This is a genomic window from Nocardia sp. NPDC005998 (assembly GCF_040614395.1).
Lineage (GTDB): Bacteria > Actinomycetota > Actinomycetes > Mycobacteriales > Mycobacteriaceae > Nocardia.
This window is the reverse complement of record NZ_JBEXUI010000023.1, coordinates 64309-85686: the sequence shown is the minus strand read 5'-3', so window position 1 is coordinate 85686 and position 21378 is coordinate 64309. Positions and strand designations below refer to the sequence as shown.

The 21378-nt window shown below is 65.7% G+C and carries 20 protein-coding genes and 1 pseudogene; 3 read left to right on the top strand and 18 right to left on the bottom strand.

All coding sequences use genetic code 11. The features are described 5' to 3' along the window. Window positions 1–62 precede the first annotated feature (62 nt). The 17 genes and pseudogenes from nuoN to ABZ293_RS26880 all read right to left on the bottom strand — a co-directional run bounded on the left by nuoN (window position 63) and on the right by ABZ293_RS26880 (window position 16901). Entirely contained in the window at window positions 63–1673 is a 1611-nt protein-coding gene (nuoN, locus tag ABZ293_RS26960; protein ID WP_355185046.1) for an NADH-quinone oxidoreductase subunit NuoN, read from the bottom strand. After that, complete coding sequence (locus tag ABZ293_RS26955; RefSeq protein ID WP_355185044.1) at window positions 1670–3298, bottom strand: NADH-quinone oxidoreductase subunit M; 1629 nt, start codon at window positions 3296–3298, stop codon at window positions 1670–1672. The genes nuoN and ABZ293_RS26955 overlap by 4 nt, the downstream gene beginning before the upstream one ends. Beyond that, window positions 3295–3417, bottom strand: coding sequence for a hypothetical protein (locus tag ABZ293_RS26950; RefSeq protein WP_355185042.1), 123 nt, complete (start codon window positions 3415–3417; stop codon window positions 3295–3297). The genes ABZ293_RS26955 and ABZ293_RS26950 overlap by 4 nt, the downstream gene beginning before the upstream one ends. Beyond that, window positions 3414–3536 (bottom strand): hypothetical protein, encoded by a 123-nt coding sequence (locus tag ABZ293_RS26945; RefSeq protein ID WP_355185040.1) that lies wholly within the window; start codon window positions 3534–3536, stop codon window positions 3414–3416. The genes ABZ293_RS26950 and ABZ293_RS26945 overlap by 4 nt, the downstream gene beginning before the upstream one ends. Continuing rightward, on the bottom strand, window positions 3533–5419 hold the full coding sequence (gene nuoL / locus ABZ293_RS26940) for an NADH-quinone oxidoreductase subunit L (protein WP_355185038.1): 1887 nt from the start codon (window positions 5417–5419) through the stop codon (window positions 3533–3535). The genes ABZ293_RS26945 and nuoL overlap by 4 nt, the downstream gene beginning before the upstream one ends. A gap of 1 nt (window position 5420) precedes the next feature. After that, window positions 5421–5720 carry an NADH-quinone oxidoreductase subunit NuoK gene (gene nuoK / locus ABZ293_RS26935; protein ID WP_062982135.1) on the bottom strand — a complete coding sequence of 100 codons (300 nt, stop codon included), beginning with the start codon at window positions 5718–5720 and terminating at the stop codon, window positions 5421–5423. Next, complete coding sequence (locus ABZ293_RS26930; protein WP_355185141.1) at window positions 5717–6595, bottom strand: NADH-quinone oxidoreductase subunit J; 879 nt, start codon at window positions 6593–6595, stop codon at window positions 5717–5719. Before ABZ293_RS26930 ends, nuoK begins: the two co-directional genes overlap by 4 nt. A 5-nt stretch (window positions 6596–6600) precedes the next feature. Then, window positions 6601–7176: an NADH-quinone oxidoreductase subunit NuoI gene (nuoI, locus tag ABZ293_RS26925; protein ID WP_355185139.1), complete on the bottom strand. Its 576-nt coding sequence runs from the start codon at window positions 7174–7176 to the stop codon at window positions 6601–6603. Window positions 7177–7242: 66 nt separating this feature from the next. Beyond that, window positions 7243–8433 (bottom strand): annotated as a pseudogene (gene nuoH, locus ABZ293_RS26920) (NADH-quinone oxidoreductase subunit NuoH); the annotation flags it as partial. Continuing rightward, the gene (locus ABZ293_RS26915; protein ID WP_355185036.1) at window positions 8426–10888 is read right to left on the bottom strand and encodes an NADH-quinone oxidoreductase subunit G; all 2463 of its coding nucleotides are present in this window, start codon (window positions 10886–10888) and stop codon (window positions 8426–8428) included. The gene ABZ293_RS26915 and the pseudogene nuoH, both read right to left, overlap by 8 nt. 116 nt (window positions 10889–11004) lie before the next feature. Next, on the bottom strand, window positions 11005–12318 hold the full coding sequence (nuoF, locus tag ABZ293_RS26910; protein WP_355185034.1) for an NADH-quinone oxidoreductase subunit NuoF: 1314 nt from the start codon (window positions 12316–12318) through the stop codon (window positions 11005–11007). Then, window positions 12318–13025: an NADH-quinone oxidoreductase subunit NuoE gene (nuoE, locus tag ABZ293_RS26905; protein ID WP_355185032.1), complete on the bottom strand. Its 708-nt coding sequence runs from the start codon at window positions 13023–13025 to the stop codon at window positions 12318–12320. Before nuoE ends, nuoF begins: the two co-directional genes overlap by 1 nt. After that, a complete protein-coding gene (locus ABZ293_RS26900; protein ID WP_355185030.1) occupies window positions 13022–14380 on the bottom strand; it encodes an NADH-quinone oxidoreductase subunit D in 1359 nt (452 codons plus the stop codon). The genes nuoE and ABZ293_RS26900 overlap by 4 nt, the downstream gene beginning before the upstream one ends. After that, window positions 14380–15150 carry an NADH-quinone oxidoreductase subunit C gene (locus ABZ293_RS26895; protein ID WP_355185028.1) on the bottom strand — a complete coding sequence of 257 codons (771 nt, stop codon included), beginning with the start codon at window positions 15148–15150 and terminating at the stop codon, window positions 14380–14382. The genes ABZ293_RS26900 and ABZ293_RS26895 overlap by 1 nt, the downstream gene beginning before the upstream one ends. After that, a complete protein-coding gene (locus ABZ293_RS26890) occupies window positions 15147–15701 on the bottom strand; it encodes an NADH-quinone oxidoreductase subunit B family protein (RefSeq protein ID WP_354956693.1) in 555 nt (184 codons plus the stop codon). The genes ABZ293_RS26895 and ABZ293_RS26890 overlap by 4 nt, the downstream gene beginning before the upstream one ends. A 77-nt stretch (window positions 15702–15778) precedes the next feature. Next, window positions 15779–16159, bottom strand: coding sequence for an NADH-quinone oxidoreductase subunit A (locus tag ABZ293_RS26885; protein WP_355185026.1), 381 nt, complete (start codon window positions 16157–16159; stop codon window positions 15779–15781). 406 nt (window positions 16160–16565) lie between these two features. Then, complete coding sequence (locus ABZ293_RS26880) at window positions 16566–16901, bottom strand: hypothetical protein (RefSeq protein WP_354956734.1); 336 nt, start codon at window positions 16899–16901, stop codon at window positions 16566–16568. 192 nt (window positions 16902–17093) lie between these two features. On the opposite strand from ABZ293_RS26880, the gene ABZ293_RS26875 reads away from it, so the two are divergent. Genes ABZ293_RS26875 through ABZ293_RS26865 form a run of 3 tightly spaced genes read left to right on the top strand, consistent with a single transcriptional unit; the run spans window position 17094 to window position 20366 of the window. Next, entirely contained in the window at window positions 17094–18635 is a 1542-nt protein-coding gene (locus ABZ293_RS26875) for a hypothetical protein (protein WP_355185024.1), read from the top strand. A 4-nt stretch (window positions 18636–18639) separates the two neighbouring features. Then, window positions 18640–19083 carry a hypothetical protein gene (locus ABZ293_RS26870; RefSeq protein ID WP_354956699.1) on the top strand — a complete coding sequence of 148 codons (444 nt, stop codon included), beginning with the start codon at window positions 18640–18642 and terminating at the stop codon, window positions 19081–19083. After that, window positions 19080–20366 (top strand): FHA domain-containing protein, encoded by a 1287-nt coding sequence (locus tag ABZ293_RS26865; protein ID WP_355185022.1) that lies wholly within the window; start codon window positions 19080–19082, stop codon window positions 20364–20366. The genes ABZ293_RS26870 and ABZ293_RS26865 overlap by 4 nt, the downstream gene beginning before the upstream one ends. Before the next feature lie 8 nt (window positions 20367–20374). On the opposite strand, the gene ABZ293_RS26860 is transcribed toward ABZ293_RS26865, so the two are convergent. Beyond that, on the bottom strand, window positions 20375–21232 hold the full coding sequence (locus tag ABZ293_RS26860; RefSeq protein ID WP_355185020.1) for an SAM-dependent methyltransferase: 858 nt from the start codon (window positions 21230–21232) through the stop codon (window positions 20375–20377). Between the last annotated feature and the right edge of the window lie 146 nt (window positions 21233–21378).

Genomic DNA, 21378 nt, shown 5'->3' with positions numbered 1-21378 from the left:
CTGGAGAACGAGAACACCGCCGGACCCACAAAGGGTGCGGCGGTGTTCTGGTCGGGATGGACTCAGCGGACGAAAGTCGCTGCGCGGTTGGCCAAATCGAGGAGCATCTGGGGGAGGATGCCCAACAGGACCGTGGCACCCGCGGTGAAGGCAACCACCGTGGTGGTCAGGAATGGGGCGGCGACCGTGGGGGCGTCGGCGGGTGGGTCGGTGAAGAACATCAGGACGATGACGCGAATGTAGAAGAAGGCAGCGATGGCACTGGAAATGACGCCGATGATCACCAGGTAGGTGGCATCACCGGAGGCCGCGGCCTGGAAGACGGCGAACTTCGCGACGAAACCACCGGTCAGCGGCAGACCCGCGAAGGAGAGCAGGAAGAGCGCGAAAACCGTTGCCAGCCAGGGGGATCGGCGACCGAGACCGGCCCATTGCGACATGGCGGTGGCTTCATCGCCCGTGGTGTCGCGGACCAGGCTGACGATCGCGAAGGCGCCGAGCGTGCCGAGACCGTAGGCCAGCAGATAGAACAGGATGGCCGAGGTACCCGCCTCGTTCGCCGCGACCAGGCCGATGAGGATGAAACCGGCATGCGCGACCGAGGAGTAGGCGAGCATGCGCTTGACGTCGGTCTGGGTAATGGCCATGACCGCACCGATGACCATGGTCGCGATGGCGACCGCGGCGAGAACCGGCCGCCAGTCGTCGCGCAGACCGGGGACGGCGATCTGCAGGATTCGCAGCAACGCGCCGACGGCGGCGATCTTGGTCGCAGCGGCCATGAATCCGGTGACCGCACTCGGCGCGCCCTGGTACACGTCGGGCACCCAGGACTGGAACGGCACCGCGCCGATCTTGAACAACAAGCCGACCGCCAGCATCGCCACACCGAGCAGCGCCAGGGTGGTGTTCTGTGGGTGCTGCTTTATTGCCTCGGCGATACCACCGAGCTTGACCGTGCCCGCCTGCCCATACAGCAGCGCGACCCCATAGAGGAAGAACGCGGACGAAAACGCCCCGAGCAGAAAGTATTTCAGCGCCGCCTCTTGGGAGAGCAGTCGCTTGCGCCGCGCCAGCCCGCACAGCAGATACAGCGGCAGCGACAGCACCTCCAACGCGACGAACATGGTGAGCAGATCATTCGACGCCGGGAACAGCAGCAGTCCGCCGATCGCGAGCATGGCCAGCGGAAACACCTCGGTGGTCGCGATACCCGCACGGACCGCAGCCATTTCGCTCGCACTGCCCGGAACCGCGGAGGCCTGCGGGGTGAACGCGTCCACTCCGCTACCGACAGTGGCCGCGGCCAGACTCCAGGTCCCTGGTCCCGAGCGGCCCTGCGGCCGGGGCTCCGCACCGCGCTCGGCCATGAACAGCAGCGCCAAAATCGACACCACCAGAATCGTGCCCTGCAGGTACAGGGTCACGCCATCGATCGCGACCGCACCGACCATCGCGGTCGCCTCGGTCCCCGACAACCGCACCACCGCCACCAGCGCCGCAACCAATCCGGCCAGCCCCAGGGGCACTTGGATGGCGTAGCGGTGGCGACGCGGCGCGAACGCCTCCACGAGCACCCCGATCACCGCGGCGCCGAAGACGATCAGCATCGGCGACAGCTTGGCGTATTCGATGCTCGGCGCGGGCACACTGGCCGCGAGCAGCACTGTCATTTGTGGGCACCTCCGTGATCGGCCCCGGCGGGTCCTGCTTCGGGGATCGCGGGCGTCTTCGGCGCGGGATCATGGACGCCGATGGTGGTGAGCGTCTGGCCCACCGCGGGATTGATGAAGTCCAGCACCGGTTTCGGATAGACGCCGAGGAACAGCAGCGCGGCGATCAATGGCACCACCACGGCCAACTCGCGCGGGACCAGATCGTAGAGCCGCTCGTTGCCCTCCTTGACCGGACCGGTCATCATCCGCTGGTACATCCACAGCACATACAGCGCGGCCAGTACCAGCGCCGCGGTCGCGATCACCGCCGCGAACCCGTAGCGGGTGAAGGTGCCCAACAGCACCAGGAATTCGCTGATGAACGGCGCGAGACCGGGCAGCGACAGCGTGGCGAGACCGGCGATCATGAAGGTGCCCGCGAGCACCGGCGCCACCTTCTGCACCCCGCCGTAGGCGGCGATCACACGAGTTCCCCTGCGCGACACCAGGAATCCCGCGATCAGGAACAACGCAGCAGTCGAGATGCCGTGGTTGACCATGTACAGCGTGGCACCGGTCTGGCCCTGACTGGTCATCGCGAAGATGCCGAGGATGATGAAGCCGAAGTGCGAGATCGAGGTGTAGGCGATCAGGCGCATCACATCGGTCTGCCCGATGGCCAGCAGCGCACCGTAGATGATGCCGATCACTGCGAGCGTAACGACGAGGGGCGCATAGGTTCCCGAAGCATCCGGGAACAGCAGCAGGCAGTACCGCAGCATGCCGAAGGTGCCGACCTTGTCCACCACCGCCATCATCAGCACCGCACTCGATGGCGTCGCCGCGACCGCCGCGTCCGGCAGCCAGGTGTGCAGCGGCCACAGCGGTGCCTTGACCGCGAAGGCGAACATGAATCCGAGGAACAGCGCGTTGAGCACCGCCGGACCCGCACCGAGCTGTCCGGCATTGGCCGCCGCGACGACCGTGCGGAAGTCGAAGGTGCCCGACGATCCGGACCCGAGCCCCTGCCGCGCGGTGAGCACATACAACCCGATCACCGCCGCCAACATGATCAGACCGCCGAACAGGTTGTACAGCAGGAACTTCACTGCCGCCCGCGAACGCTGTTGGCGATGCGCGAGATCCGCACTGCGCGGCCCGAATCCGCCGATGAGGAAGTACATCGGGATGAGCATCGCCTCGAAGAATACGTAGAACAGCAGAATGTCCAGCGAGACGAACGAAATCAGCACCATCGCCTCGACGAGCAGCGTCAGCGCGACATAGGTGTGCGACACCCGGCGTCCGCTGCCGACCTCACGTTCGTCGTTCCAACCGGCCAGGATCAGCAAGGGCACCAGCGCCCCGGTGAGCAGGATCAGCACCAAGGCGATCCCGTCCAACCCGAGCGTATAGCCCGCGCCGAAGGCCGGAATCCACTCATGGGATTCGACGAACTGATATTGCGCCCCACCGGGTTCGAAGCGCACCGCCAGTACGATGCCGAGCACCAGCACCGCCAACGCGACACCGAACGCCAGACCGCGGGCCAGGGTGCGCCGGGACGCGGGCAGCATCAGCACCGCCACCGCGCCGACGACCGGCAGCACCCACAGCGTGGTCAACCAGGGAAAGTCACTCACCAGAGCCTCACTGCCAGCAGGGCCGCGGCCACCAGGGCCGCGCCGGTGAACATGGACACATCGGGTACGAGCACCGCCGCAGCCGGACGCAACCGCGCGATCAACCGGGGACAACTCACCAGAGCCTCACCGCCAAAAGTGCTGCCGCGACCAGGGCCGCGCCGGTGAACATGGACACATCGGGTACGAGCAGCACCGCAGCCGGACGCAACCGCGGGATCAACCGGGGACAACTCACCAGAGCCTCACCGCCAAAAGTGCTGCCGCGACCAGGGCCGCGCCGGTGAACATGGACAGGGCGTAGGACCGTACGAATCCGGACTGCACCCGCCGGATCCGCGCGGACAGTCTGCCGATCAGCGCGGCGATTCCGTTGACGATGCCGTCGATGCCGCGATTGTCGAGGAAGACCAGCGCCTGGGTCAGATCCGCCCCCGGGCGCATGAATACGCGTTCATTGAACGCATCGCCGTAGAGGTCATTGCGAGCCGCGATAGTCAGCGCCGATACCGCTTCCGGTGCGGTCTCGGGCACTTCGCGCTGCGCGTACTGGTAGTAGGCGAAGCCGATACCGACCGCGACCACCAGCAGGGCCAGTGCGGTCACCACGCCCGCGGGCACGACCTCCTCGCCGTGATGTGCCCCGACAACGGGTTCGAGCCAGTTCTGCAGTGACGAACCGAGGACGAAAACCCCACCCGCGGCGACCGATCCGATGGCGAGCAGAATCATCGGCCCGGTCATCACCGCCGGTGACTCATGCGGATGGGTATCAGGCTTCCAGCGGCGTTCGCCGAAGAAGGTCAGGATCATCACCCGCGTCATGTAGAACGCGGTCAGCCCCGCACCGACCAGGGTCACCGTCCCCAAGGCGAAACCGCTTGCGCCGCCTTGGTTGAACGCCGCCTCGATGATCCGATCCTTGGAGAAGAATCCGGCGAACGGCGGCACTCCGATAATCGCCAGATAGCCGAGCCCGAAGGTGATGTAGGTGATCGGCAGCAGTTTGCGCAGGCCGCCGTAGCGTCGCATATCGGTCTCATCGTCCATCGCATGCATTACCGATCCGGCCCCCAGGAACAGCCCGGCCTTGAAGAAGCCGTGGGTGAGCAGATGCATGATGGCGACGGCGTATCCGGCCGGGCCCAGACCGGCGGCCAGCACCATATAACCGATCTGGCTCATGGTGGACGCCGCGAGCGCCTTCTTGATGTCGTCCTTCGCACAACCGACGATCGCGCCGAACAGCAGCGTCACCGCACCGACCAACACCACCCCGAGCCGCGCATTGGGCGCCAGATCGAAGATCGGCCCGGAGCGCGCGATCAGGTACACACCGGCGGTCACCATGGTGGCCGCGTGGATGAGCGCGGACACCGGGGTCGGACCCTCCATTGCGTCCCCGAGCCAGGACTGCAGCGGCACCTGCGCGGACTTACCGCAGGCGGCGAGTAGCAGCAGCAGCCCGATAGCGGTGAGCGTGCCCTCGCTCGTCTTCGGCGCGGTCGCGAATACCGCGCCGAAGTCGATCGAGCCGAAGGTCGCGAACATGGTGAACATTGCAAGGGCCAGGCCCATATCGCCGACCCGGTTGACCACGAACGCCTTCTTGGCCGCGGTCGCCGCGGTCGGCTTGTGGTACCAGAATCCGATCAGCAGGTAGGACGCCAGGCCGACGCCCTCCCAGCCGAGGTAGAGCACCAGGTAGTTGTTCGCCAGCACCAGCAGCAGCATGGCCGCGAGGAACAGATTCAGGTAGGCGAAGAAGCGCCGCCGTCCCGGATCATGGCCCATATAGCCGACAGAGTAGATGTGGATCAGCGATCCGACCCCGGTGATCAGCAGTGCGAAACACACTGACAGCTGGTCCAATTGGAGGCTGAAGTCCACCTGCAGTCCGTCGACCGGAACCCAGCTGAACAGATCGTTGTGGATCGCGCGGGCGGCGTCATCGCGGCCGCGCATATCGAAGAACGCCACGACGGCGAAGCCGAACGAGGCCAGCGCGGTGGCGCAGCCGAGCAGATGCCCCCACTTGTCGCTGTAGCGTCCGAGCAGCAGCAGTACGACGGCACCGGCCAGCGGCAGTGCGGGAAGCACCCAGAGCGTTGCGGTATCCACGTCAGAACTTCAGCAGGTTGGCGTCGTCGACCGAGGTCGAACGGCGGGTGCGGAAGATGGTCATGATGATGGCGAGCCCGACCACGACTTCGGCCGCGGCCACCACCATGGTGAAGAACGCGAACACCTGACCGTCCAGATTCGAGTGCAGCCGGGCGAAGGTGACGAAGGCGAGGTTCACCGCATTGAGCATCAGCTCGATGCACATGAACACCACAATGGCATTGCGCCGCAGCAGCACACCGGCCGCGCCGATGGTGAACAGCAGGGCGGACAGGAACAGGTAGTTCTCAGGATTCACCGCTTGCCTTCCTCGTCAGGCTGCGTCGAATCGTCGACGTCCGTGGGATTTTCGGGTTCGTAGGGGGCTTCGACAGCGAATGTCGGAGTGGCACCGACCGAGATGACGGCGGCCTCTTCGAGCGCCCTGGTGCGGCGGTGCCGCAGGATCGTGCTGACCGACAACTCCTCGAACGAACCGTCCGGCAGCCGCGCCGGAATATCGACCGCGTTGTGCCGGGCGTACACGCCGGGCGTCGGCAGCGGGGTGGCCCGATCCGAGGGGCGGGTGGGGTCGTAGGCACTGCGGAACCGGCGGCGCGAGAGTTCCTTCTGATCCAGGCGCGGTCCGAAGTTCTCCCGGTGCGCGAGGATCATCGCGCCGATGGTTGCGGTGATGAGCAATGCGCCGGTGAGTTCGAAGGCCCACACGTACCGGACGAATATCAGCTCGGCGAGCTGCGCGATCACATCCTGATAGGCGAACCCCTTTGCCGGATAGGTGATTCCGGAGTTGCGAATGCCGTTCGCGATACCGCTGATCAGCAGCATCCCGAAGCCGAGGCCGACGGTGCCCGCAGCGAGGCGTTGTCCGCGCAGCGTTTCCCCGAGCGATTCCGGGGAATCGACGCCGACCAGCATGAGCACGAACAGGAACAGCATCATGACCGCGCCGGTGTAGACGACGATCTGCACGACACCGAGGAACAGCGCGTCCTGTGCCATGTAGAAGGTGGCGAGCACGATCATCGTCGCTGCCAGGCAGATTGCCGAATGGACTGCCTTGCCCGCGAACACCATGCCGAGCGCCCCGATCACCGCGAGTGGGCCGAGAATCCAGAATTGGACGGCCTCACCGGTGGAGGTGTGGGTCAGTGGTTCGGCGGCCAGTATCATTTCGGTCACCGTGCGCCTCCTTCCGCGCCTGCGGCGGCAGGCTCCCTGGTGGTGCCGGAATCCGGTGTATCCGAACCGCTTTTACCGCCCGGGATATCGCCGCGGTAGTAGTCACCCTCCGTCGCACCGGGATACATCGCATGCGGCGGTGCGGTCATCCCTGGCTGCAGCGGGGCGAGGAGCCGATCCTTCTCGTAGATCAGATCGGCGCGGTTGTCATCGGTCATCTCGTAGTCGTTGGTCATGGTCAGCGCCCTGGTCGGGCATGCCTCGATGCACAATCCGCAGCCGATGCAGCGCAGATAGTTGATCTGGTAGACCTGCCCGTAGCGTTCACCGGGCGAAAAGCGGGCGGTCTCGGTGTTATCCGCGCCCTCGACATAGATCGCATCGGCGGGGCAGGCCCACGCGCACAACTCACAACCGATGCACTTCTCCAGACCATCGGGATAGCGATTGAGCTGATGGCGGCCGTGATAGCGCGGCGCGGTCGGCACCTTCTGTTCCGGATAGGACTCGGTATTGGGCTTCTTGAACATGGTGAGCAGGGTGACCCCGAATCCCGCCAGCGGCTCGAACAGACCCGGCTTCGGTTCCGGACGCCGCGTCGCGGGATCCGGAAGTGGTGGCGTCGGGAAGCCGAGGAAGACCGTGCCCGCTGTGCCCGACTCCTGTCGGCTGGGTTCCTCGGCCGTCGGCGGCACCCCCTGCCTGCGTCCGGCCTGCAGGAACATCAGCACCATCAGTCCGGAGATGATCAGGCCGCCGATCACCAGGAACGGCGTCTGGACTTTATAGCCCTCGTTCTGCAGCACCCGGGCGGTGGCGACCAGCATCACCCACAGCAGCGAGGTCGGAATCAGCAGCTTCCAGCCGAGATTCATGAACTGGTCGTAGCGCAGGCGGGGCAGTGTGCCGCGCAACCAGATGAAGACGAACAGGAACGTCCACATCTTGGCCGTGAACCACAGCACCGGCCACCAACCGGAATTAGCACCGTCCCACAGATTGATCGGGAACGGCGCATGCCAGCCGCCGAGGAACAGCGTGGTGGCGAGCGCGGAAACCGTTGCCATATTGATGTATTCGGCCATCATGAACATGGCGAATTTGAGCGAGGAGTATTCGGTGTGGAAGCCGCCGACCAGTTCGCCCTCTGCCTCGGGCAGGTCGAACGGGGCCCGGTTGGTCTCACCGACCATCGATACGCAGTAGATCAGGAACGACGGCAGCAGCAGGAAGACATACCAGGTGCCCTCCTGCGCCTTGACGATGCCGGAGGTGGACATGGTGCCGCCGAGCAGGAATACCGTCGCGAAGCACAGCGCCATCGCGATCTCATAGGAGATCACCTGCGCGGTCGAACGCAACCCGCCCAGCAGCGGATACGTCGAACCGGACGACCAGCCCGCCAGCACGATCCCGTACACGCCGATCGAGGTGATGGCGAGGATATAGAGCACCGCCACCGGCAGATCGGTGAGCTGCAACGCAGTCCGATGACCGAGGATCGAGACCTCCGGCCCCAACGGGATGACCGCGAACGCCATGAATGCGGGCACCACCGAAATCACCGGCGCCAGAATGAAAATCGGCTTATCGACGATCGCCGGAACGATATCTTCCTTCAACGCCATCTTCACGCCGTCGGCGACGGCCTGCAGGGTGCCTTTGGGACCGACCCGGTTCGGGCCGACGCGCATCTGCATCCACGCCACGATCTTGCGTTCCAGATACACCGCCATCATCGGCGTGAGTAGCAGGAAGGCGAAGATCGCCAGGGATTTCCCGATGACAAGCCACAGCGGGTCGTGGCCGAAAAGAGAGAGATCACTCATGGCGGTGTTCCTTCATCCTCTCGTCGGCGCGATGCAGCTGCACCACACCGCCCGGCTGGGTGGCGAGCTGTTCGTTGACCGAGCAGCCCGGCGAGTTCAACGGCAGCCATGCCACGCGATCGGGCAGATCGGTGATCAGCAGCGGCAGCGTGATGGCGCCGCGCTCGGTGGCGATGACGATCTGGTCATCGTCGGCCGCACCGATTTCCGCGGCGGTTGCGGAGGACAGGCGCACCACCGGCGGGCGCGCGACGCCCGCCAGATTCGGCTCGCCGTCCTGCATGCGCCCCTGATCCAGCAGCATTCGCCAGCTGGACAGGATGGCGGTGCCCGGAATCGTCTGGGGAACCGGATGCGGCAGATGGGCGGGCGCGGCGACCGGCGGGCCGTCCCAGGCGCCGAGTTCGGCGAGTTCGGCGCGCGCGGCCGCGGTATCGGGGAGCCCGAGCGCCACCTTCATCTCGTCCGCGATCGCCTGCAGTACCCGTTGATCCGACAGCGGTGCGGCTTCGCGGCGCACCATCGAATCACCGAGTGCGGTATCGAATTGCCGCGGCCTGCCCTCCCACGTGCGGAACGTGCCGGACTTCTGCATCGCCGAGGCCACCGGGAAGACGACATCGGCGCGCTCGGTGACGGCACTGCGCCGCAACTCCAGGCTGACCACGAACCGGGCGGCATCGATCGCATCGAGCGCGGCCTGCGAATCCGGCAGATCGGCAATATCGACCCCGCCGATGACCAGCGCGCCCAAAGTCGGGGCGGCCTCCAGGATGGCCGCGGTATCGCGACCGACGGTGACCGGCAGGTCCGGGACATTCCAGATCGCGCGAACCTGTTGGCGCGCACGCGGATCCACCACCGGGCGGCCACCGGGCAGCAGTCCGGGCAAGGCGCCCGCCTCGATCGCACCGCGCTCACCGGCACGCCGCGGCACCCAGGCCAGCGCGGCACCGGTGTCGTCGGCGAGGCGGACCGCTGCCGACAACGCACCCGGAATTCCGGCCATTCGCTCACCGACCAGGACCACCGCGCCGGGCTGACGCAGCAGCTGCGCGGCGGTCGCCAAAGCGGCCGAATCCATTGCGATCTCACCGGCGCGCAGGGCATCGAGCAGCTGAGGTTCGGTACCGGGCACGGCCTGCAGCAGGGTGCCCGACATCCGGTCCAGTCCGCGCGAAGAGTAGGCGGCGAGCGAGAAGATCGGCATGCCGCGCTTGCGTGCGGCCTTGCGCAGCCGCAGATAGATGATCGGCGACTCCTCTTCCGGCTCGAGTCCGGCGAGCAGCACGACCGGCGCATTCTCCAGCGCGTCGTAGTCGACGGTGACGCCCTGTCCGGCTACCCGGGCCGCCAGGAAGTCCGCCTCCTCGACCGAATGCGCCCGGGCGCGGAAGTCGATGTCATTGGTGCCGAGGGCGATTCGAGCGAATTTGGCGTAGGCGTAGGCGTCTTCCTCGGTGACGCGACCGCCGACCAGGACGCCCGCATTCCCGACGGCCGATGCCAGCCCCTCGGCGGCCGCGGCCAGCGCCTCGGACCAGGATGCGGGCGCGAGCTTGCCGTCCCAACCGCGTACCAGCGGTGTGGTCAGCCGGTCGCGTTCGGTCGCGTAGGTGAATGCCCAGCGGCCCTTATCGCAGTTCCACTCCTCATTGACCTGCGGATCGTCACCGGCCAAGCGGCGCAACACCTTTCCCCGCCGGTGGTCGGTGCGCTGCGCGCAACCCGATGCGCAGTGCTCACAGACGCTCGGGCTGGAGACCAGGTCGAATGGGCGGGCCCGGAACCGGTAGCTGGTGCCGGTGAGCGCGCCGACCGGGCAGATCTGCACGGTATTACCGGAGAAGTAGGAGTCGAACGGTTCGGCCTGTGCAGTACCGACCTGCTCGAGTGCACCGCGGTCCATCAGTTCGATGAACGGATCGCCGGCGACCTGCTGGGAGAAGCGGGTGCAGCGGGCGCAGAGTACGCAGCGTTCCCGGTCCAGCAGCACCGCGGTCGAGAGCGGAATCGGTTTGGGGTATGTGCGCTTCACACCGTCGAATCGGGTCTCGGGCCGACCGCTGGACATCGCCTGGTTCTGCAGCGGGCATTCGCCGCCCTTATCGCAGACCGGGCAGTCGAGGGGATGGTTGATGAGCAGCAGCTCCATCACCCCCTCCTGCGCCTTATCCGCGGCGGGTGAGGTCAGCTGTGTGCGCACGACCATGCCGTCGGCGACGGCCATCGTGCAGGAGGCGACCGGCTTGCGCTGCCCCTCGACCTCGACCAGACACTGACGGCATGCGCCGACCGGGTCGAGCAGCGGATGGTCGCAGAAGCGCGGGATCTGGATGCCGATCAGTTCGGCGGCCCGGATCAGCAGGGTGCCCGGGGGGACACTGACCTCGGTGTCATCGATGGTGACGGTGACCAGATCGGCCGGAACCAGCTCACTGGTGTTGGTGTTCACCGTGGCTGGCCCACCCGTCGCCCGACCGCCACCCCCCACGGAATCGCTACGCGATGCTGTACGCCCACCCGTCACCCGACCGCCGCCCCCCACGGAATCGCTACGCGATGCTGTACTCATTTGACTCCTTCGGCCCAGGCGGTGGATCGCGCGGGATCGAACGGGCAGCCGTCGAGCCGCAGATGGTCGAGGTATTCCTGGCGGAAGTACTTCAGCGAGGAGATGATCGGGCTGGCCGCGCCGTCGCCGAGTGCGCAGAACGACTTGCCGTTGATGGTGTCGCTGATATCGAGGAGCTTCTCGATATCCGATGTGGTGCCCTGGCCCGCTTCGATGCGGGTGAGCAGTTGGACGAGCCAGTACGTGCCCTCGCGACAGGGGGTGCATTTGCCGCAGGATTCGTGGGCGTAGAACTCGGTCCAGCGCAGTACCGCGCGCACGACGCAGGTGGTGTCGTCGAAGATCTGTAGTGCCTTGGTGCCCAACATGGATCCGGCGCCCGCGACGCCCTCGTAGTCCAGCGGTACGTCGAGGTGTTCGTCGGTGAACAGCGGTGTCGACGAACCGCCCGGTGTCCAGAACTTGACCTGATGTCCGGCCCGCACGCCACCGGCATAGCCGAGCAGTTCGCGCAGCGTAATGCCTAGTGGCGCTTCGTATTGGCCCGGCCGGGCGATATGACCCGACAGCGAGTACAGCGTGAAGCCCGGGGACTTCTCACTGCCCATGGACCGGAACCAGGTGGTGCCGTTGAGGATGATCGGCGGCACGCTGGCAATGGATTCCACATTGTTGACCACCGTCGGGCACGCGTACAGGCCCGCGACGGCCGGGAACGGCGGCCGTAGCCGGGGCTGGCCGCGCCGACCCTCGAGCGAATCCAGCAGTGCAGTTTCCTCACCACAGATATAGGCACCGGCTCCGGCGTGCACGATCAGTTCCAGGTCGTAGCCCGAGCCGAGAATGTTCTTGCCGAGGAATCCGGCCGCATACGCCTGTGCGACCGCGGCCTGCAGCCGCCGCAGCACCGGAACCACCTCGCCGCGCACATAGATGAACGCGTGTGCCGCCCGGATCGCATAGGCCGCGATGATCACGCCCTCGATGAGGGTGTGCGGGGTGGCCAACATGAGCGGAATGTCCTTGCAGGTACCGGGTTCCGACTCGTCGGCATTGACCACCAGGTAGTGCGGTTTGGTCACCCCGTCCGGTCCCGCCCCCTGCGGGATGAAGCTCCACTTCATGCCGGTCGGGAACCCCGCCCCGCCGCGTCCGCGCAGGCCCGCGTCCTTCACTGTCTGGATGATCTGATCGGGTTGCATGCGCAGGGCTTTGCGCAGCGCCTGATAGCCGTCGTGGCGCCGGTAGTGCTCGATGGTCCACGACTGTGGGTCATCCCAGTACCGGGTGAGTACGGGAGTCAGTGTCATCACACATCCTCCGAATTCGGTTCCGGCGCTTCCATATTCTGTTCCCGCGCGACCCGCAGCCCGGCCAGCGTCGCCGCGCCCGCCGCGCCGTCGAGGACGCCGGGGCGCTCGTCCGGGAATCCGGCCAGAATGCGTGCGGTCTGCTTGAAGGTGCACAGCGGGGCGCCGCGCGTCGGCGTCACCTGCTCGCCCCGGCGCAGCGAATCCACCAGTGCGGCAGCCGATTCCGGGGTCTGGTTGTCGAAGAACTCCCAGTTGACCATGACCACCGGCGCGAAATCGCATGCGGCATTGCACTCGATGTGCTCGAGGGTGATCGCCCCGTCCGGGGTGGTCTCGCCGTGCCCGATACCGAGGCGCTGCCGCAGGGCATCGAGGATGGCGTCGCCCCCCATCACCGCACACAAGGTGTTCGTGCAGACGCCGACGTGGTAGTCGCCGGTGGGGGTGCGCCGGTACATCGAGTAGAAGGTGGCCACCGCGGTGACCTCCGCACCGGTCAAGCCGAGCTGGTCGGCGCAGAATTCGATCCCGGTGCCGGTGACCCAGCCCTCCTCGGCCTGCACCAGATGCAGCAGCGGCAACAGCGCGGAACGTGGCTCCGGATAGCGGGCGATGATCTCTTTCGCATCGATCTCGAGCCGTTCGCGCACATACGGTGCGAACGGCTGCGGCCGGGCGGAAAGCTTCAGCAGGATCTGTGTCATCGGTCTACTCCGCCCATCACGGGGTCGATGCTGGCGACGGAGGCGATCACGTCGGCGACCATCCCGCCCTCGCACATCGCCGCCACCGCTTGTAGATTCGTGAACGAGGGGTCGCGATAGTGCACGCGATACGGGCGGGTGCCGCCATCGCTGACCATGTGCACGCCGAGTTCGCCGCGCGGCGATTCAACGGCCACATACACCTGGCCCGCGGGAACCCGGATGCCCTCGGTGACGAGTTTGAAGTGGTGGATGAGTCCCTCCATGGATGTGCCCATGATGCGGCCGATGTGCTTGGGGGAGTTGCCGAGTCCGTCCGGACCCAGTTGCAGATCGGCAGGCCAGGCGATCTTCTTGTCGTCCACCATCACCGGGCCGGGCCGCAGTTTGTCCAGGCACTGCTCGACGATCTTGAGCGACTCCTTCATCTCCGCCACCCGAATCCAATAGCGGCCGTAGCAGTCACAGCCGGTGGTGGTGGGAACGTCGAATTCGTAGTTCTCGTAACCGCAGTACGGCGCGGCCTTGCGCAGATCGTGCGGCAGACCGGTGGAGCGCAGTACCGGGCCGGTGATGCCGAGCGCCATGCAGCCGGTGAGATCGAGGTAGCCGATGTTCTGGGTGCGCGCCTTCCAGATCGGGTTCTGGGTGAGCAGATGGTCCATATCGCGCAGTCGCTTGGGCAAAAGAGTAAGCAGTTCACGGACTTTGGTGACGCCGTCATCGGGCAGGTCCTGGGCCAGGCCGCCGGGGCGGATGTACGCGTGGTTCATGCGCAGGCCGGTGATGGTCTCGAAGACGTCCAGGATCAGTTCGCGTTCCCGGAAACCGAACAGCATCGGAGTGAGTGCACCCAATTCCATGCCGCCGGTCGCCAACGCCACCAGATGTGAAGAAATCCGGTTGAGTTCCATGAGCATGACGCGAACGATGGTGGCGCGCTGGGGAATCTGGTCCTCGATATCGAGCAGTCGCTCGACGCCCAGGCAGTAGGCCGTCTCGTTGAAGAAGGGCGAGAGGTAGTCCATCCGCGTCACAAAGGTGGTGCCCTGCGCCCAGTTGCGGAATTCGAGATTCTTCTCGATGCCGGTGTGCAGGTAGCCGATGCCGCAGCGGGCCTCGGTGACCGTTTCGCCCTCGATCTCGAGAATGAGCCGGAGCACGCCATGTGTGGACGGATGCTGTGGGCCCATATTGACGACAATGCGTTCTTCGCCCGCGCCGTCGAGGGTTTCGGTGACCGCGTCCCAGTCCTGGCCGGCCACCGTCACCACGGTCGGTTCCGGCTTCGGCTTGCCAGCGGGGTCGGGCCCGGTGTCATTGTTGACGCCGGGCCGGGTGTCGATGTCGTTCATTACTTGTACGCCCTCCGCTCGTCGGGCGGCGGAATGCGCGCGCCCTTGTACTCGACCGGGATCCCGCCGAGCGGGTAGTCCTTGCGCTGGGGGTGGCCACGCCAGTCGTCGGGCATCGCGATGCGTGTCAGCGAGGGGTGGCCGTCGAAGAGGATGCCGAAGAAGTCGTAGGTTTCCCGCTCATGCCAGTCGGTGGTCGGATACACGCTGAACAGCGACGGGATATGCGGGTCGGCGTCCGGTGCGGATACCTCGATGCGCAGGCGCCGGTTGTGCGTGATCGACATGAGGTGATACACCGCATGCAATTCGCGGCCCGCGTCCTCGGGATAGTGCACGCCGTTCACCCCGAGACACAGCTCGAAACGTAGGGCGGCGGTATCACGCAATGCCATGGCGACGGTGACGAGGTGTTCGCGGCGCACGTGCAGGGTGAGTTCGCCGCGAAAGACGATCACCTTCTCGATGGCGCTCTCCCAGCGGGTATCGACCGCGCCGAGGGCGGCATGGAGTTCGCCGACGATCTCGTCGAAATAGCCGCCGTAGGGCGCGGGGGTGCTGCCCGGCAGTGTCACCGGGCGGACCAGACGGCCGTACCCGGAGGTGTCGCCGGTCCCACTGACGCCGAACATGCCGCGTCGCACACCGATCACCTCGGCTGGTGGCGAATCCGGTTCCGGCGGTGTGCCTTCCGGACCGGCGGTGGCCGCGGCATCGATGAACTCGTGCGGTGTCCTGGTCTCGGTGTTGTCGGGGGTATCGAAGGTCATCGCAGCAGACCCTCCATCCGGATGGTCGGCGTGGACGCCAGCGCGGCCGCTTCGGCGGCGCGAATGGCCTCTTCGCGATTGACGCCGAGCGGCATCTCCTGAATCTTCGCGTGCAGGGTCAGGATGGCGTTCAACAGCATTTCCGGGCGGGGCGGGCACCCGGGCAGGTAGATGTCGACCGGCACCACATGGTCCACGCCCTGCACGATGGCGTAGTTGTTGAACATGCCGCCCGAGGACGCGCAAACGCCCATGGCCAGCACCCATTTCGGTTCGGTCATCTGGTCGTAGACCTGACGCAGTACCGGTGCCATCTTCTGGCTGACCCGGCCCGCGACGATCATCAGATCGGCCTGCCGCGGTGAGGCGCGGAACGCCTCCATGCCGAAGCGGGCGATATCGAAACGTCCGGCACCGGTGGCCATCATCTCGATGGCGCAGCAGGCCAGACCGAAGGTAGCGGGCCACAGTGAGCCCTTGCGCAGGTATCCGGCGAAATCTTCGACCGTGCTCAGCAGGAAGCCGCTGGGCAGTTTTTCCTCGAGACCCATGTTCGACTAACTCTCACTTCCACTGTGCGTATGTCGCTGGCGGCGTATTGCTCGGTATGCCATGGCCATACGGGCGATCAGTCCCAGCTGAGACCGCCGCGCCGCCATTCGTAGGCGTAGGCCACGGAGACGTTGAAGATGAACAGCGCCATCGCGGCGAGACCGAAGAGACCGAGCGCATCGAAGTGGACAGCCCACGGGTAGAGGAACACGATCTCGATGTCGAAAATGATGAACAGCATGGCGGTGAGGTAGTACTTCACCGGAAAGCGTTGTCCGGTAACATTTCCCGGCCCACCCGCGACGGCGTGCGGTGTCGGTTCGATGCCGCACTCGTAGGCCTCCTGTTTGGCCCGGTTGTGTCGTTTCGGGCCGACGAGGGCCGAGAGGATGATGGAGAAAACCGCGAACGCGGCGGCGACCGCGCCGAGGACCAGAGTGGGCATCTCGATATTCACGACTGCACTTCCCCTCCTTGCGAGCTATAGCTGGCGGTTGGGCGTCATATCCCCCGACGGCGCCGGGATTGTGCTGGTCGGCGTCGGAATGACGGCAGCTTCCGAGGCGGGCTGACGTCGTTGTCCGCCTCGGTCAGACTCGCCTCATGGCCTGCTCGCACCGCGCGGGTCTGTCATATCGAGGCTCGCGCCCATGTGAGCTACGGCACAGCCTACAACTGACGCGACGGGTCGACCGTGTATTCGAATGGGGTGTTTGATCGAAAACGGGACTGCTATTTATGACTGAATCGGCGGTAATCCGGTCCGCAGGGTCGCTAGGCGATTGCCCGTCACGTGACATTCGAGTGCCCGCGTCCGAGGACGCGGGCGCGATGTGGCTATTGGGCTGACCGGCGAAATTCGGTCAGGCCGCGGTGCGATTGCGCAGCAGCGCGACAACGGCCTCGGTCAGCCGGATCGGATCGATCGGATGCGACACCGCGGCCTCGGCGCGTGACCAGTTCGCGAGCCAGGCGTCGTCGGGGCGACCGGTCAGCACCAGAACCGGTGGGCACTGGTCGATCTCGTCCTTGAGCTGTTTGGCGATGCCGAGACCGCCCGCCGGGGCGGATTCCCCGTCCAGGATGGCCAGGTCGATACCGCCCGCGTCCATCTGCTCGATGACCACGGGGGCGGTCGCCACCTCGAGGTATTCGAAGGCGGGTAGTTCGGGGTGCGGATGTCTGCCCAGTGCCAGCATCACTTGGCGCCGGGTATCGGCGTCGTTGCTGTAGACGAGAACCCGCAGCGGGGTGGAACGAATCGCGTCGGCCACGCAGGGATGGTACGTCCGCGAGGGGGCGCGGCGTGGCAGGTTGGCGCAGATCGGTGGTGCGCGTCGGGTAAGGCAATCGAAAGCCATTGCTAAGTTCCGGCCGGTAGCATCCCGAAAATGCGGGGAGATATCACCCGGGAACTCGTCGAAACCGACGTGTGGACCGATGAGATGGTGGGCCGGGCGGGGATTCCGGTGGTGAACGTTCCGTTCGTGACGATCGGCAGTGGCATCGGGTCCTTCGTCACCTATGACACCCTGCGGATCTACGGTGTCGCGGTGGCGTCGATGGCGGTGCTCGGACCGCAGGAGGTGCCATGGTCGTCGTATGAGTATCTGACACGGGTGTCGCAGATTCCGCGCGGGGAGCGGTTGCGCAGTGATTCGGCGTCGACGCCGGACAATATCTGGGGGTTTCCGTCCTATGCGGTGCGTGAGGCGTTGGCGGAGAAAACGATCCGGCCCCTGTGGAATGTGTTCACCGAGCCGATCTTCGCCAATTACTACACGCCGAGGGCGGGGCAGGCGTTCGCCTCGATGGAGCGCGAGTTCCATCGGATCGGGTATGCGGGATCGTTGCACAAAGGGCAGGTACGCATGGTGCGCAAGCGGTACGGCGGTGGATATTTCACCATCCTCACTCCGCCCGCCGGTGCGACACCGACCAAGCGGATCGCGTTCCGCAGTACGTATGTCCATGTGGCCGTTGGGTATCCGGGGCTGAAGTTGCTGCCCGATCTGCAGGAATATCGGGAGAAGTATCGCGATCCGACGCGGGTGGTCAATGCCTACGAACCGCATGAGCACGTCTACCAGGCCCTGCAGCGCAGGCCGTGCACGGTGATGATTCGCGGTAGCGGGATCGTGGCCAGCCGGGTGTTGCAGCGGATCATCGACGATCGCGACCAGCTTCAACTCAATACCCGGATTCTGCATCTGTTCCGCCACTATGTGGGTAAGACGCAGGGCTCGAACCTCTTCAACCGCCGCAGGTCCGGTGACGGCTGGTCCTATCAGGGATTCAACTATCCGAAGTCGGTGTGGGGCGGGCAGCTCAAGGCGAAAATGCGCACGCTGCAAGGTGAACGGCGCGCGGGGGCCTACCAGGAGATGGGCGGCACCAGCACCCCCATCCGCGACGGTTGGCAGGAGCAGTTGCGGCGCGGTCGCAAGCAGGGCTGGTACCAGGTGCTGGCGGGCACGGCGCGCGATCTGCGGCCCGCGCCCGGGCGGGATGGGGTGATCACGACCATCGTGCCGGATCCGAGTGCGCCGCTGCCGTTTCCGCCACCGACCCAGCCCTTCGATACCGCCGCGGACTACATCATCGACTGCACCGGGTTGGAGGCCGATGTGCGCGAACATCGCTTGCTGGCGGATCTGCTGGATCACGCTGGGGCCGGGCGCAATCCGGTGGGGCGGATGGATGTGGCGACCACCTTCGAATTGATCGGCACGCGAAGCGGCAGCGGACGCATCTATGCATCGGGTAGTGCGACGCTGGGTGGTCCGTTTCCTGGGGTGGATACCTTCCTCGGCTTGCAGATCGCGGCGCAGGAGATCGCGGACGATCTTGCGGCGCTGGGCTTCTGCCAACGCATGGGACCGCTGCGCTCGTCACGGCAATGGTGGTTGTGGGCGACGAACAAGAAGATCTGAACCAATGCTGCTCACCTTGAACGGGCGAATCCAGACCCGCATACTCGCACTCGGCATCCTCGGATTCCTTGTCGCGGTGATCATTACCCCGGTTTTGCCGACCGGATCGCTGTCCCTGGGGCAGGCGTATCGCGTGACGTTGTCGGTGCTGCTCACGACCGTGCTCGTGGGTGTGCTGTGGGAGCTGCTGTACCATTTCCTGCAGCAGTTCCGGTGGGAGAAGGACTGGCCGACACTGTTCGGCTTCTGGACGATCGTCAACGAGGCGGCGCTGATGTGGGTCCTCGTAGACCACACGACCATCGTGCTCCCACGAGCGCTGCACCCATCGCTGACGGCATTCCTCATCCAGTTCACCGTCACCTGGATCGTGTTTTGGCTCATTGTCAATGGGCCGATGCGGTTGGTGTTCCACAGGTGGCGGTTCCGGGGTGGTCGATTCCTGTGACCGATCCGCAGCTCGAGGTGCTGCCGGGTGGTACGCATCTGATCGCGAATGCCGATGGGGTGGTCGTTGTGGTCGCCCACCGCGCCGATATCGCCGCGAGTTCCGAATCGCCCGCGGGTCGGACGATGACGGCGCTGCTCGGGCTGGCGCGGGAGGCCGTTGCCGAGGAGAAACCACGCACCGGACGCATATTCGCACGCCTTGCCACCACGTGGTTGATGAATCTGGACAACGAGGATCAGGTGGAGTTCGGGGTGATCACCCCGAGTGCGGACGGGGTGGCATTGTTTCTGCACGGCGGGGTGACGGCGGTGCTGGAGAGTTCGGATCGCGCGGAGGTGCTGCACGGCAGGGATGCCGGATTCACCGTGGATCGGGTGGTGATTCCGGCACCCGATATCGGGGTGGGGTTGTTCGTGGACGAGGACGGGCCGAGCGCGCTACCGGGGCGCGGTATCGCGGGGCTCGAAGCGGGCACCGTGCCAGGGTCCGGGGCGGTGCTATGGTTCGGCGCGCCTGCGGCGGATCGTGCACCGGCGGCACGGAAGTCGGGCGTAGCTGCTTCTCGCTCGGTGGCATCCGACGATGTGGACCGCGGGGTGGGGGACTCGCCGAATCCGTCATCGAGTGTCCCGGTGGGACGACCGGTTGGGCTTCGCAAGAGTGCTGAGGTGGATGACGGCGCTGGCCCGAGTGCGGAGTCCGGGCGCGATCCGGAGTTCGACACCGATACATTGGTGCCGAATGTGCCGATTCCGGTGCCGGTTCGTACCCGCGGGGTGGTACCGGTGGTGATGCCCGATGACGGCGGGGTTGTTGTGCGGGGGTTCATGTGTTCGCGACAGCATCTGAATGATCCGCGGGTGTCGTTCTGCGCGGTGTGCGGGATTCGGATGGATCAGTTGACCTGTGTGTTGACCGAGGGGATTCGCCCGCCGCTCGGGTTGCTCATGCTCGATGACGGAACGTCGTTCGTACTCGACAATGACATCGTTCTCGGGCGGGAACCCGAGCATGCGGCGGCGGTGGGGCGCGGTGCGCGACCGATTCGGTTGCCGGACCGGTCGGGCGGAATGTCGCGGGCGCATGTGCAGATTCGGCTGGTCGAATGGGAGGTGACCGCGATCGACCAGGGGTCGGCCAACGGTACCTACATCAGGATGCCCGGGCATCAGGAGTGGATCCGGGCGATGCCGAACCACCCGACCACCCTGGTCGCGGGCTGCCAAATCCTGCTCGGCGGTCGCGTCCTCACCTTCGACTCCCAGCACAGCCAGTTCTGAGCCGTGTGCTAGCCGCGCTGGTAGCGAACAATTCCCGACCAGGGATTGCGGCCCGGTTTGCGTGGGTTGGGCTGGGGAAGGTAGGTGAAGGGACGCAGGTACCACGGGGCGCGGTGGAACTTGCGGGCGTGCACGAGCAGATGTTCGACCTCGCGGGGCTGCCAGCCGAGCTCCTCGAAGTAGGCGATGCCATTGCTCGGTTCGAATTTCAGTGGCGCGTTCACGAACATCGAACTGGCGCGTATGCGCCTCATCGCCATGGTGATGTCCATGACCCACCAGCTGATCTCCGGCCGGGTGAGGGCGGCGGCCATGGTCCGGACCGTTTCCTCGTCGAGATACATGAGCAAGCCTTCTGTGAGCACCAAAGCCTTTGTGGCGGGGGAGTTTTCGGGTCCCAGCGGGCCGAGTGCCGCGTCCAGGAACTGCGCCAGCGCGGACGGATCGGTGAGGTCGACGCCGCGGCGGATCAGGGTGCAGTGCGGCTTCTCGTCCGCGAGAGCGGCTTGCTTCTCGGTGGTCAGTGCCGGTAGATCGGCCTCCACCCAGACGAAATCGGCGGGCAGGTCCAGGCGATAGGGGCGGGTGTCCAGTCCGGCCGCGAGATTGAGCACCCGGTCGCAGCCCTCGCCGATGGCGGTCGCGATCAGGTCATCGATGAGTTTGGTCCGGGTGACCACGGCCCACCCGCCGCGCAGCATGCGGGGCGCGGCCGCGACGATGGCATGGCCGCGCTCCCCGGCCAGCCGTTGCGCGAGTGGATCACGGAACAGTGCGTCCGCACGCGCCGTCTCGGTGGCCCGGTAGGCGGCCACCCACCGCGCGGTATCGGACACATTGGTGATCAACCCTTCCCCACCGGTCATGCGCGCCAGTCTGGCACAGCCGCGCGCCCTCGTCGGGCATGGTCAGGCGTGGCGATGCCCTCCGATGGAACCTGGACGGGAAATCGGGCCGTCTGGAACACGAATTTCACGGGCTCGTAACAGGGAAACATGCTGTTGAGCCGGTA

Excerpts from the sequence above, each read along its gene's own strand:
- nuoN (WP_355185046.1), bottom strand. The coding sequence starts at position 1,673 with ATGACAGTGCTGCTCGCGGCCAGTGTGCCCGCGCCGAGCATCGAATAC.
- ABZ293_RS26930 (WP_355185141.1), bottom strand. The coding sequence starts at position 6,595 with ATGATACTGGCCGCCGAACCACTGACCCACACCTCCACCGGTGAGGCC.
- nuoF (WP_355185034.1), bottom strand. The coding sequence starts at position 12,318 with ATGACACTGACTCCCGTACTCACCCGGTACTGGGATGACCCACAGTCG.
- nuoE (WP_355185032.1), bottom strand. The coding sequence starts at position 13,025 with ATGACACAGATCCTGCTGAAGCTTTCCGCCCGGCCGCAGCCGTTCGCA.
- ABZ293_RS26900 (WP_355185030.1), bottom strand. The coding sequence starts at position 14,380 with ATGAACGACATCGACACCCGGCCCGGCGTCAACAATGACACCGGGCCC.
- ABZ293_RS26895 (WP_355185028.1), bottom strand. The coding sequence starts at position 15,150 with ATGACCTTCGATACCCCCGACAACACCGAGACCAGGACACCGCACGAG.
- ABZ293_RS26890 (WP_354956693.1), bottom strand. The coding sequence starts at position 15,701 with ATGGGTCTCGAGGAAAAACTGCCCAGCGGCTTCCTGCTGAGCACGGTC.
- ABZ293_RS26880 (WP_354956734.1), bottom strand. The coding sequence starts at position 16,901 with ATGCTGGCACTGGGCAGACATCCGCACCCCGAACTACCCGCCTTCGAA.
- ABZ293_RS26875 (WP_355185024.1), top strand. The coding sequence starts at position 17,094 with ATGCGGGGAGATATCACCCGGGAACTCGTCGAAACCGACGTGTGGACC.
- ABZ293_RS26870 (WP_354956699.1), top strand. The coding sequence starts at position 18,640 with ATGCTGCTCACCTTGAACGGGCGAATCCAGACCCGCATACTCGCACTC.
- ABZ293_RS26860 (WP_355185020.1), bottom strand. The coding sequence starts at position 21,232 with ATGACCGGTGGGGAAGGGTTGATCACCAATGTGTCCGATACCGCGCGG.